9 protein-coding genes are annotated in these 12,359 nt (G+C 40.6%); 1 reads left to right on the top strand and 8 read right to left on the bottom strand.

The features are described from left to right. Positions 1-10 precede the first annotated feature (10 nt). Positions 11-784, bottom strand: coding sequence for a pentapeptide repeat-containing protein (locus G563_RS0127535; RefSeq protein WP_028668173.1), 774 nt, complete (start codon positions 782-784; stop codon positions 11-13). Between the two features lie 154 nt (positions 785-938). On the opposite strand from G563_RS0127535, the gene G563_RS0127530 reads away from it, so the two are divergent. Continuing rightward, entirely contained in the window at positions 939-1,907 is a 969-nt protein-coding gene (locus G563_RS0127530) for a DNA/RNA non-specific endonuclease (protein WP_028668172.1), read from the top strand. Between the two features lie 9 nt (positions 1,908-1,916). On the opposite strand, the gene G563_RS0127525 is transcribed toward G563_RS0127530, so the two are convergent. From G563_RS0127525 to G563_RS37300, 7 genes are all read right to left on the bottom strand, one after another. Then, entirely contained in the window at positions 1,917-2,339 is a 423-nt protein-coding gene (locus tag G563_RS0127525) for a secondary thiamine-phosphate synthase enzyme YjbQ (protein ID WP_028668171.1), read from the bottom strand. Positions 2,340-2,369: 30 nt separating this feature from the next. Next, the gene (locus tag G563_RS0127520) at positions 2,370-3,269 is read right to left on the bottom strand and encodes an AraC family transcriptional regulator (RefSeq protein WP_028668170.1); all 900 of its coding nucleotides are present in this window, start codon (positions 3,267-3,269) and stop codon (positions 2,370-2,372) included. Positions 3,270-3,393: 124 nt separating this feature from the next. Beyond that, positions 3,394-4,410, bottom strand: a complete 1,017-nt coding sequence (locus G563_RS0127515) for an aldo/keto reductase (protein ID WP_028668169.1) — start codon at positions 4,408-4,410, stop codon at positions 3,394-3,396. Positions 4,411-4,839: 429 nt separating this feature from the next. Further along, complete coding sequence (locus tag G563_RS0127510) at positions 4,840-6,726, bottom strand: CocE/NonD family hydrolase (RefSeq protein WP_028668168.1); 1,887 nt, start codon at positions 6,724-6,726, stop codon at positions 4,840-4,842. 244 nt (positions 6,727-6,970) lie between these two features. Next, complete coding sequence (locus G563_RS0127505) at positions 6,971-7,990, bottom strand: bestrophin family protein (RefSeq protein WP_028668167.1); 1,020 nt, start codon at positions 7,988-7,990, stop codon at positions 6,971-6,973. 265 nt (positions 7,991-8,255) lie between these two features. Then, positions 8,256-11,129, bottom strand: a complete 2,874-nt coding sequence (locus G563_RS0127500; protein WP_028668166.1) for a type I restriction endonuclease subunit R — start codon at positions 11,127-11,129, stop codon at positions 8,256-8,258. A 16-nt stretch (positions 11,130-11,145) separates the two neighbouring features. Further along, positions 11,146-12,357 (bottom strand): restriction endonuclease subunit S, encoded by a 1,212-nt coding sequence (locus G563_RS37300; RefSeq protein WP_051211249.1) that lies wholly within the window; start codon positions 12,355-12,357, stop codon positions 11,146-11,148. Positions 12,358-12,359: the final 2 nt, after the last annotated feature.

Here is a 12,359-nt window from a genome sequence, read left to right as displayed (position 1 = left end):
TAGAAGTTATTTAACGGGATACGTAACGTTTGCCATTAGAGTATTTAAAATCTACACTACCGTCAAAATCTGTTTTTTCAAAAGCGACTCCATTATGAAAGTCAGCGTATTTGAAATCGGCATTGCGCTGAAAACGAGCATTGCGAAAGCTCACTTTATTACTAAAATTTGCGTATTTAAAATCGGCATTATCACGGAAACGAACTTCATCAAAATGAGCTGTAGCCGAAAAATCCGCATATTTAAAGTTGGCATAATCGCCAAAAGAGATGCCCGTAAAATCGGTTCCTTTCCGAAAGTTAGCATATTTGAAATTAGCTTGCTGCGCAAATTTGCTACCTCCAAAACGGGCTTCCTTCGAAAAAGTAGAATATTTGAATTCGCTTCCGTTTTCGAAAGTACAATTCTCAAATACTACATTTTCCCGAAAATCCGCTGAATAAGTAGTGCCTCCACCCGTAATTTCGACGACAAATACTTTGCTGCGACGACCGTTTTCTTCAATATGCTTATAGGCAATGACATCCCCTTTGAAGATACAGTTTCGAAATACCACCGGTACTTCTACCACCGTTTTGACTTCGGCCCATGCACTTTTCTCTTTTTTTACTTTACGATTCGACAACTCCGTAAAGTCTAAGTCTCCTGTCACTACAATCCCGTCGTATTGTACTGATTTGTTTTGGTCAATAGCCCTAAAAATCTCAGAAGCAGGCACTTCCTTTTGAGCATATCCTGAGGTGGCTACTACTACTGCTAACATTAGGCCAAGTAAACGTTTCATCGCTGTATGAGTTTTGTTGAATAGATAATTTACTAAATACAACCATAAGATGCCACCATGAGGCGGAAGGTTGCATGTCTCTCTATTTTTTTAAATTTTATTTTTTCACCAAAACAAATAAAATCTGACCTTTGGGAATCAATCTCGGCATTATATGATTACAGCACGTCGCATTTTATACTTTGCATTTGTACTATTATTAGTTGAAAGTTGCGCTCCCAAAAGCTTCGTTTCTTCTACCAATAGCATCCACTTAGCTTTGGGCAACCCTACCCAAGCTAATGACTCCTCTCCCGACAACTACCTCATTGTCAAACCTCAATACACGCTTTCTTATAATCGTACAAAAGGCCATGCCAATTGGGTAGCATGGGAGTTATCAAGAAATTGGCTCGGAAGTAGCGACCGTCAAAATGATTTTAGACCCGACGATAATCTGCCCCAAAGCTGGGTCAAGATTGTCCCCAGCGACTACTCCAATACAGGTTTTGACCGTGGGCATTTGTGTCCTTCAGCCGACCGAACCAATTCACCCACCACCAATTCGAGTACTTTCTTGATGACCAATATCATCCCTCAAGCACCTGAACTCAATCGAGAATCGTGGGCTTATCTGGAGGAATTTTGTAGAGATTTGGCGTTGCAAAAATACAAACTCTACATCACAGCAGGTACTTATGGAACAAGCGGCGAAGGAAGCAAAGGAAGCGCACGAAAAATCAATGACAAAGTGAATGTTCCGGCTCGTATCTACAAAATCATCGTTGTTTTACCAGAAAATGGTAGTATCAGTGACCTCTCTGCCGACACGCCCGTTATTGCAGTTGATTTTCCTAATAAAAGTAACGCCTTACAGAATACTGGTTGGTTTCGTTTTGTAACCACAGTTGCCGAAATCGAAGAAAAAACCGGTACTCGTTTTTTCTCAAGTACTACATCTTCAGTGCGTAACTCACTTATTAACAAACGTTTTGATTATCGTAACTCTAGCATCGACATTGATACCAAATGCAGTGTATACAAAGGCAACATCCTTTTTGTGGGACGAAGTGGGGGGTGTTATTACTTCAATGCCAAAGGCAACAAAACTTATGTAGAGCGCAATTTATGCGACTGTAAATAAAACGGGGGCCTATTCGCCCCAAGCCGTAATCATAAGTGTACGTGAGCCACCGTAGTTGCGGTGCTCACACAGGTAAATACCTTGCCAAGTCCCCAGCGCCAAATGACCATTAGTAACTGGTATCATCACCGAAGCACCCAACATTGATGCCTTCAAATGCGCAGGCATATCATCCGACCCTTCATAATCATGCCGATAATCGGGGTCATTTTCGGGGGCTATTTTACTAAAATACATCTCAAAATCTTTGCGAACGGTGGGGTCGGCGTTTTCGTTGATTGTCAACGAAGCAGAAGTATGCTGAATAAAAACTTGACACATACCTACTTTTAGCTCTCTCAGTTGGGGCAACGCTCTCAGCACTTCGTCCGTAATAAGATGAAACCCTCGTGAGCGTTCTCTAAGTTGTAATCGTTGTTGAAAAATTTTCATTCAGTTTTTTTAGGCTTATTAGCGTGGTTTTTAATTCCTAAACGCTGTAGGAGTCAGGTTAGTTTGTTTTTTGAAAAAGTGGTTAAAGTGCGCGGGTTCTTCAAAACCCAAACAGTAACTTATCTGAGAGATATTCCAATCGGTATGTTTGAGAAGGGCTTTGGCTTCGCTCGCTAAACGCTCCGCGATATGTCCGGTAGTAGTTTTGCCCGTACTTAGCTTGATGGCGCGATTGAGATGATTGACGTGGACATTGAGCTGACTAGCAAAGTCTTTGGCCGACCGCAACGAAAACTTTTGCGAGGGCGATTCTATCGGAAACTGTCTTTCAAGCAATTCTGTAAACACATTGGTAAGCCGCGTATTGGCATCAATGTTTTGGTATAGTCTTTCGGAAGGCTGCATTTTCAACGCATAATGAACCATTTCCATGATATAATTTCGAATTAAATCGTACTTAAAACGATAGTCGGATTGCAGCTCCTCTAGCATTTTTTCAAAAACCTGAGCCACATTTTTATCTTGCGTCTCGTTGAGCGGATAGGCAGGCTTTCCTCCAACGGCGTACATGGGCAGTTCGCGGAGGTTATTGCGCATGTATTCACTAAAAAACTCCTCTCTGAAAATACAAAAAAAACCACTGCGCGTATCATCAAGAGGCTGCATCGTGTAGGGGACTTGCGGATTGAAAAACAACAGCGTTGTTCCCTCCACCTCCAAACTTTTGTCGGCATAGTGATACACAAAATGCCCCCGAATCAATGATATTTTGTAATAATCACGTCGCGCATATTGTATAGGTGCTTTTCCGACTTTATGATAGTCTTCGAGTCGAAAAGCATTGAAATGTCCTAAATCCTGCGACAAATTAGGGGGTGTTTCGTTGAGCTTTTGCCGATAAAAATCCTCTAGCGTTTCGGTTTTTGACATGACGGTACATTTTTGATAACAAAAATAAATTAAGGCTTCTACAGAAAGCTAGCCGTATCGTTACCAAGAATAGTTTTGGTAAAGATACGGCAGCATGCTACAAACTAGGTTAACTAATTAATCTTTATACCTTACGGTCGGTGCTTTGACGCTCAATCATCCAAGCGGGATATTCGGGAGCTAGTTTGCTAATTTCGTCCAACTGAGCAAGCTCATCTGCTGTAAGCTGCACTTCTGTGGCCTTTAGATTATCGTCCAATTGAGTGGTATTTTTGGCTCCAATGATGACACTCGTCACCACTGACTGGTGTAAAAGCCACGCCAATGCAATCTGTGCAACCGAAACACCCTTTTGAGTGGCGATGATTTGCATCACATCTATGATGTCATAAGCTTTTTCTTTATTGACTGGCGGGAAGTCGAAATTGGCACGGCGCGCATTTTCTGGTGTTTCGTGGCGTCCATATTTACCACTTAGCAGCCCTCCTGCCAATGGACTCCAAACCATCAAACCTACTTTTTGATCTTGTAAAAGCGGGACAATTTCCCGTTCTAAATCCCGGCCTGCTATTGTATAATAAGCTTGTAGAGAGATAAATTTAGCGAATTGTTTTTGCTCCGAAATCCCCAAGGCTTTCATGATATGCCAAGCCGCCAAATTGCTACATCCAATATAACGCACCTTTCCGCTGCTTACTACACTATCGAGGGCGGCGAGGGTCTCTTCGAGCGGCGTAAGAGGGTCATACCCGTGAATTTGATACAAATCAATGTAATCCAACTGAAGGCGTTGAAGACTTTCATCGACCTGTTGTAAGATATGCTTGCGACTCAAGCCCGATTCATTGACTCCCGCGCCCATTTTCCCCCGGACTTTGGTAGCAATAACGAGTTCGTCACGGTGTAGTCCTAGATTGCGAATGGCCGCTCCAGTCATTTTTTCGCTGAGTCCTTCGCTATAGACATTGGCAGTATCGATAAAATTAATCCCAGCATCTACCGATTTTTTCACCAAAGCATCCACTTCATCTTGGGGGAGCATTCCGATGGCAGTCCACATTCCTTTTCCGCCAAAAGTCATTGTTCCGAGGCACAACTCTGAGACTTTAAGTCCCGTATTTCCTAACAAATTGTATTTCATGGTAATTGTATGATTTTGTGTTCAATAGATTCAACAAGTCTTACGATATACCTCATTTGATTTTGATTCATTATAAAAAACAAACAAAAGTATTTGTGAGACATTCCTAAAAAGCACATCCTGCATGCTCGGCGGTGCTTTTTAATGTCACAAAAGTACACGATTAGAGCGCCTATCTGTTTGCCTGAATCAAACGGATACTTGCGAAATTCAAACAATTAATAGAGATACCGAATTTAGGAGAAAAAACAACATGAGTCACCCCCAAGATTAGAGGGCGTAACAGCTAAGGCGAAGGACGGCCAAATAGAAGCTCAAGGTTTGTAGTCAAATAAGTTAAAGTTTGACCATAACTTGCCCCAAACTATAATTTGGGGCAAATTTGGTATTGCGTCTCCGACGCAAAGCATACAAGCACAACAGTTTATACTACTCTACTACACGCACGCCTACGTAAGAAGAAGCATTGCCAGAACAAAAAACTTTATGTACTGCTTTCTGAAAGTCGCTGGCGTCGGCTTTATAAATATTGACAAATTTTTGGGGATTGCGATCTACCAACGGAAACCACGTACTCTGCACCTGCACCATTATTTTATGACCTTTTTTGAAACGGTGCGCCGCGTCTTGCATATCAAACTTCACGTGTTCTATTTTGCCAGGTTTCATAGGTTCGGGCGTTGTGAAGCTATTCCTGAATTTGGCACGCATCACTTCACCACGAACTAGCAATTGAAATCCTCCCATAGCTTTGCGGGGATTTTCGGGGCTGTCGTTGGGGGCATTGCCGGGATAGACATCAATCAGTTTTACCACAAAATCGGCATCTGTTCCGGTCGTTGACACAAACAAATCAGCAAATACATTTCCCGAAATGGTCACATCTTCGGTCAAAACGTCCGACTCATACACCAGCACATCAGGGCGCTGCGACGCAAAACGCTGGTCTTCATACATAAAATCACTTCCCCTAATCACCCGAATCTCAGATGTATAAGGAACGGGTTTGGAAGGGTCGCTGGTATATTCATTGTAAGCAGGTTCTTTGCCTTTTGAAGCGGGGGAATTAAACGACAACTTGCCATCTGCATGAAAATACAATTTTTTCTCCACCGAATTTTTAGGTGGCCATTGGTCATAAGTACGCCATTCGTTGGCACCCGTCTCAAAAATATAAGCTTCGGGCAATTGCGGGTCAGGAGTATCTTTTAGGTGATGGTTAAAAAATGGCAATTCAATATTTTTTTGGTAAAACTCACTCGTAGCCGATCCAAAACGAATATGACCTAATGACTCGCCTTTGCCACGCGCCCAGCCTCCATGAATCCACGGCCCCATCACTAAACGATTAGAAGATGAAGGGCTGTTTTTTTCGATGCCTTCATAAGCTTTCAGCGGCCCATACAAATCCTCTTGGTCAAACCATCCTCCTACTACCATTACGGCAGGTTTTACGTTTTTAAGGTGCGGAACAGGCGTGCGAGATTGCCAAAACTCGTTGTAGGTTTCATTTTCCATCAACTGATTCCAGATGCGATTTTCACCTTTAAAGATTTTCTCGTTTACATTTTTTAAAGGACCTAGTTTCATATAAAACTCATACCCATCTGGTGTACCATAAGCCGAATACCCCGGACGCCCTCTAGGAGAGGGAACTGGCCGAGGTGCTCCGTAAGAAGAAATAAACGAAAAAGTCCCCATCAAGAAAAAGGCGCCATTGTGATGGCGATCGTCGCCTATAAACCAATCGGTGACAGGGGCTTGTGGAGAAGCTGCCTTCAAAGCTGGATGCGATTCAATGGTCGTCATGGTTGTATAATAACCCGGTGCCGAAATCCCCCACGTACCCACGCGGCCGTTGTTGCCTTCTATGTTTTTGATAAGCCAATCGATGGTATCATAGGCATCTGAACTTTCGTCGTTGTCGGTTGCATTTTTCTTTTTAGAAATAAAAGGGCGATAAGCTTCAAAATCTCCCTCTGACATGTATTTGCCACGCACATCCTGATACACAAAAATATACCCATCACGGGCAAAAAGCATTGAAGGACCCAAAGATGTTTTGTATAAAGTATCCCCGTAGGGTGCCACACTGTAGGGAGTACGATTGAGCATAATCGGAAATTTTTTCCCATTAGCTACTTCTTTTGGAACATAAATAGATGTAAATAGCTTTACCCCATCCCGCATTGGAATCATACGTTCCATTTTGATGTAATTTTTACGGATATACACCGAATCTGCATTGATTTTTGGGGCTTGTGCTAGACCGACTTGCATCAAACCTAGCATTAACAATGAAAAAACTAACTTCATTTGATTTTTTTGAAAGTGATGAAGAAAAACACTGGTAGAATAAACTATTTGATGCATAAAAACGAGGGGATTAGGATGTATTACAGAAAGGTTTGGCTCTAATAAGGAATAATAGGCTTAGGAACGGCTCTTTCTTTTGCGGCTATGAAAATACAAAACGAGGCCGATAATCACATCATTTTTTGCTAAAAACGAAAAAGCCCTCACGAAGAGGGCCAATAGTTTTAGAGGATAATCTAGCGAATCAAAGCAACACATGGTTTTTGGGTTGGATAGGCTTCGGGATGTTTGGGTCGCCTATTATCTGAAGCATATCAATCTCAATAGTTCGGCAGATGGTCAGCATCGGAGTGTCATTATGCAAGCCTTCGAAGGGATTTTCGGAATAGTCACCAATCATCTCCATCACTACATAAATCCACCCTATAATCACCCCCACTGGTACACTCAACCATGAATAGGCATCTCCTAATTTTCTAAATTCACCCACAATACCAAACGGAAGTAAAAAAACAAAGATGCAAACAAACACAAAACTAAAAGTGGCGTATTTTCGAGGAAAAGGGAAGTTTTTGATTCGTTCGGCCTTTCCCTGCTCGTCATAAAAGCTATTTAATACCTCTTGTAAAGTCGTTTGCTGCATCATATTGATGGCTCTTTTTTCGTAAAGCCATTGCACTTGTTGCGTTTGCTTATCTAATAGTTGCGTTGCTTTATTGTTGAATCCTTCTAGGCTATTTTTTTCTTCTTTTGAAAGATAATTATTACGGGCTATTTCATCTAGCTCTTCTTTGAAATCATGAAAGAATTTATCCCGTCGAATCTGATTAAAACTTCCAAAAACCCAACTCAAACTTACATGTTCCCATTGAGTAGGCTTCAAGAGCTGTTCGCGCAATTGGTATAAATAAGCAATATGACGATAAACAATCTGTTTTCTGACTTCCGTGCTAAAGTCTGAAGGGCTGTCTTCTGAGCGGAAGTGTTTGATCATAGTAGCCAACTTTCTACTGTTGTTTGTCATTGCGCCCCATATCTTTCTCGCTTCCCAAATTCTATCATAAGACTGGTTGTTTTTGAAGCCTACATAAAATGCCACCGCCGTACCAATGAGAGAAAGCGGCAACCAAGGCAAAGTGATAAACGTCCAATCTGTAAAATAATACATAGAAGTAACCAGCAACATCCATCCCGTGAGCCACGTAAGATGATGCCCCGTAAACTCATAAATTGATTTTAGCGAAAGCGTTTTCCTAACAATCATATCTTTTGTTAACGATTAACCTTGCATTAGCACTTACTTTCCGATACAAAAAGTAATTAACATTGAAAATCAGACACTTACAAAAAATAGGTACAAATAGGATACAAAACCAACATAAACTTAAGAAAATACACCTTTCTTGTAACAACCAAACTATACTTTAACACCTGTTTTACAAGTACGTTTTTTTATGTTCTATGTCCGTTTCTCTGGTTCTTACACCTGTAAATTACCTGCTTTTATTATTTTTCTCTCTTCTTTGGCTCTACCCCTGCATACCACTTACAAAAGTATCAACGTAGCTTAGTATCTTTTCTACAATGCGTTCACCAATCGATTTTCTTTGCAGTGTCTTTGGCTGAACTTCCATTATTTTAACTACTTCGTTTCTCAGCGGCTTATTGCCTGAAAACAAATACTCTCCTATCACCTCTTGCAGTTTGACAGGGTCTAACTTTTCTTCTCTCCAAAGTGTTTCAAAACCCTTTTGGCGTTCGGTTTCCCAAAAATCTTCAAATACTAACTTTACATCATCAGGGTCTTCGATAGCGGGTAGGTTTTCATTGATAAACTTCTCTATCAAACCGCGTTTGCTTCGTAGCTGTACCTCTCCTGAAAGTATATCCATAATCTCTTTACGCTGCTTGGCTTCTTCGGCAGGTGAGAGGGTTTTTAGTTTTGCCAACAACCTAAGTATGTATGCTACGTTTATTTCGTCGCGGTGAATAAGCTCTAATTCAAAATCAACGTCGTTTAGGATAGATACTGATTCTTTTTGTGTGCTGGTCTTTACTTTATCATGTAGGTCTAAATACTTGCTTTTGTAGTCTTCAAAATCCTGCTCCTCCATCTGTAAGCCATCAAAGGTGAAGTCGGTAAAGGTGGACATGATATTTTTGATTCTCATCAGTTCCCTAAATGCCTTCACAAATTCCAGTTCTTCGTCTTCGCTTGGCAGTTCGTCCACACTGTCAACTGTCGGGGCTAATTGCTTTAATTTATCATACGCCTCGTCAAACTTCTTTACATAGTCTTCGTAGGGCTGCATGATAATTACCTCTATGGCATCTTTGTTTGAAAAAAGCGTAATAGCGTCGTCGGTGGCGGTTTTGAGGTTGCGAAAACAAACCACATTGCCCTGTGACTTCTTTTCATTTAAAATACGGTTGGTGCGCGAATAGGCTTGTATCAGTCCATGATATTTGAGGTTTTTGTCAACATACAACGTATTGAGTTTTTTGGCATCAAAACCCGTTAAAAACATATTCACAACCAACAAAATATCTAAGCGGTCACTTTCTTTGCTTCCTTCCTTTTCCCGTTCTTTGAGTCGCTTGGCAATGTCTTTGTAGTAGTTATAAAAATCCTGGGTGTCTTTGGTGGAGTACTTTGTGCCGTACATTTGATTGTAATCGGCTATAAAGCTATCCAGCATTTCGCGTGAGTGTTTGTTTACGGGTGCGCTTCCTTCACTTCCCAAATCTTCATCGGGTAGCATCCCGTTTGCGTCTTTGTCGTCTTCGTTGGCAGTATAAGAGAAAATCGTCCCTATCCTTAAATTATGTTTACCTGCTTCTTTCTTAGCTTTAAAGAGTTGATAGTATTTGATAAGGGTCTCAACATTGCTTACGCAAAACATCGCCGAAAATTCTTTGTTATGCGTTTTGCGTTCGTGATTGGCTAATATATAATCTACAATCTTTTCGAGTCTTTGCGGGGACTCCATCAGCTCTTTGGTGTCAATGTCTTCTACTTCTATGTCTATCTCGGTGCGGGTGTCGTCTTTGCGACGATAACGCCCTACGTATTCGACCGAAAACTTTAAAACATTTTCGTCTCTGATAGCATCCGTTATTACGTACTTGTGTAGGCACTCATCAAAAAGCTCCTTGGTGGTACGTTTGCCGTGTTCGTTTTTTATGGCATTGTCCGCAAAAATCGGTGTACCTGTAAACCCAAAAAGTTGAGTATTGCCAAAGAAGGCTTTTATTTGGTTGTGGGTTTTACCAAACTGGCTACGGTGACATTCATCAAAAATAAATACCATCCGTTTGTCTCTCAACGCTTCCATGTGTTTGAGGTGGTGCTGCTTGTTGATAGCGTTGGATAGTTTCTGAATCGTGGTTACTATTACTTTGGTATCATCCGTAAATTTCTTTACCAAATCACCCGTGTACTCGGTGGCATCTACACTACCTTTTGAAAAGCTATCAAATTCTTTTTGGGTTTGGTAGTCTAAATCTTTTCTATCTACCACAAAAACCACTTTGTGTACTTGTGGCAAAGTGGCTAATATCTGACTGGCTTTAAATGAGGTCAATGTTTTGCCCGAACCCGTAGTGTGCCATATATACCCGTTTTTGTTGGTGTTTTTGACGCGTTCTATGATTGTCTCGGTGGCGTAGTACTGATACGGACGCATGACCATCAAGATTTGCCAAGTCTCATGCAATACCGTGTAGCGGGTGAGCATTTTGGAGAGGTGGCACGCTTCCAAAAATGCAGTGGCAAAGGCTTCTAACTGGCGTATGGGTTTGTTTTGGGGGTCTGACCAATAGAAGGTTTGTTTGAATGATTGTTTGGGGTTGTTGGCGTAGTATTTGGTATTGACCCCGTTGCTAATAACAAAGAGTTGGACATACTGAAACAACCCATAGGACGCCCCAAAAGAATGTTTTTGGTAACGGTTGATTTGGTTAAATGCTTCTTTGAGTTCCAGCCCTCTTTTTTTGAGTTCTATCTGTACCAGTGGCAGCCCGTTGATAAGTAGCGTTACATCATAGCGGTTTTGGTATGTACCGCTTTTATTAGTGACTTGGCGCGTAACTTGGTATTGATTCCTACACCAAAAATCCATGTTCAGAAACTCAATGTACACACTTTGCCCGTTTTCTAAGGTAAGTTGCATCTTATCGCGGAGTATCTTGGCGCGTTCAAAGATGTTACCTTTGTTGAGGTGGTTGAGTACCTGCCCAAACTCCTTTTCGGTTAGTTTGAGGTTGTTGTGTTTTTCTAACTGTACTTTGAGGTTTGCCAATAGCGCGGCCTCATCTTGGATAGTTACGTAGGTGTAGCCTAAATCTGTGGTGAGTTGTTTGATTAGGTTATCTTCTAGTAATTGCTCGGGCTGTGTGGTCATTTCAAAATGGCAGGGTTTAAATAAACATTTGCTGTAATAGCCCCTTTTTGTAGGCTTGGGTTTGTTCTATTTGCTTATTGATAGATTGTATTTTAACCTCAACTGAGTTTAAAAAATCAGTAATCTTATTTTGTTCAGCTATTGAAGGAAGTTTTAAACTTAATAATGCTAGCTGGCTTGAGTACAAATGAACAACTGATATACCTTGGGCAAGGACAGCAATATCCATTTTTTTAACGTTGTTCAAGTAGTATGAAAGGAAAACACCATTATTTTTAGTCTTAATGATGTTCAAATCACCTCCCAGCGCAATTCCTGACTTAATTACGCAAGAGGCCGTTGCAATATCTATTTGTGTTTCTCCAGAAGCAGGAATAATAACATCATTAGCTTCACTAAAAACCAATTCTTTAGTATTTGCGTTAGTTTTTGAATACACCTCATTTATTACCTCACCATAACGAGTATACAATTCACCGTATCGAATACATTCAGTAGCTCCATTCTCAACAATATCACTTTTAGATATTCCTTTCCCTTTTGAAAACCTTGCAATATCCCCTAATCTTTTCTCCTCCCAATCAGGATAATCCTTTCCATTTTCATCTTTAAAGCGTATTTTTTGGCTAAAAAGCTGCTGCATTACGCCTTTTTTGTACTCTTCCAGTAGGGTCTTCTTTTGGGTGAGTTGTTGGATTTTGGTATCTATCGCGGTTAGGAAATTGGCTATTTTGGTTTGTTCGGGGAGGGTGGGAAGCCTTTTTTTAAATTTAATAAAATCTAAATAGTGAACTCGCTTTTTCTCGATTAAACTACCCGAAGCCATTTTATTGTAATAAAGAAGCATATTATAACTGGTTAAATATGCCTCCATAAATCCAGCATTTGCAGTATCATTACAATAGAAAATATTGTAATACTTTGATACCAATACTTTACCATCATACTTTAGTTTTGCCAAAGCACCAAATCTTAAATTCATTGGATTAAATGCAAAATCGTCCTTTTGCATTACTTTATAGGCATCCTCTAAATCATTGACCAAATAACTCCTTTCATATCTTTCAGTTTTTGGTACAACTCCATTTTCAATAGTTAAACTATATAAAGGAAGTTGTTCATCGGTTAATTCGTTTCTTTCAATAAAGAAATCACCTAAAGTCTTAACTTTCCACTCTCCCACAAATTCAGGAAAACGCAAGTCAGGTACATTTTTTTGCTTTTCCATCG

The organism is Runella zeae DSM 19591, from assembly GCF_000423565.1.
Taxonomy (GTDB): Bacteria; Bacteroidota; Bacteroidia; order Cytophagales; family Spirosomataceae; genus Runella; species Runella zeae.
Note: the sequence above shows the minus strand (reverse complement) of the source record. Positions and strands in the feature narration are given on the sequence as shown.

Bases quoted from the DNA above. Each gene is read 5' to 3' on its own strand.
- G563_RS0127535 (WP_028668173.1), bottom strand. From the start codon at position 784: ATGAAACGTTTACTTGGCCTAATGTTAGCAGTAGTAGTAGCCACCTCA.
- G563_RS0127530 (WP_028668172.1), top strand. From the start codon at position 939: ATGATTACAGCACGTCGCATTTTATACTTTGCATTTGTACTATTATTA.
- G563_RS0127525 (WP_028668171.1), bottom strand. From the start codon at position 2,339: ATGAAAATTTTTCAACAACGATTACAACTTAGAGAACGCTCACGAGGG.
- G563_RS0127520 (WP_028668170.1), bottom strand. From the start codon at position 3,269: ATGTCAAAAACCGAAACGCTAGAGGATTTTTATCGGCAAAAGCTCAAC.
- G563_RS0127515 (WP_028668169.1), bottom strand. From the start codon at position 4,410: ATGAAATACAATTTGTTAGGAAATACGGGACTTAAAGTCTCAGAGTTG.
- G563_RS0127510 (WP_028668168.1), bottom strand. From the start codon at position 6,726: ATGAAGTTAGTTTTTTCATTGTTAATGCTAGGTTTGATGCAAGTCGGT.
- G563_RS0127505 (WP_028668167.1), bottom strand. From the start codon at position 7,990: ATGATTGTTAGGAAAACGCTTTCGCTAAAATCAATTTATGAGTTTACG.
- G563_RS0127500 (WP_028668166.1), bottom strand. From the start codon at position 11,129: ATGACCACACAGCCCGAGCAATTACTAGAAGATAACCTAATCAAACAA.
- G563_RS37300 (WP_051211249.1), bottom strand. From the start codon at position 12,357: ATGGAAAAGCAAAAAAATGTACCTGACTTGCGTTTTCCTGAATTTGTG.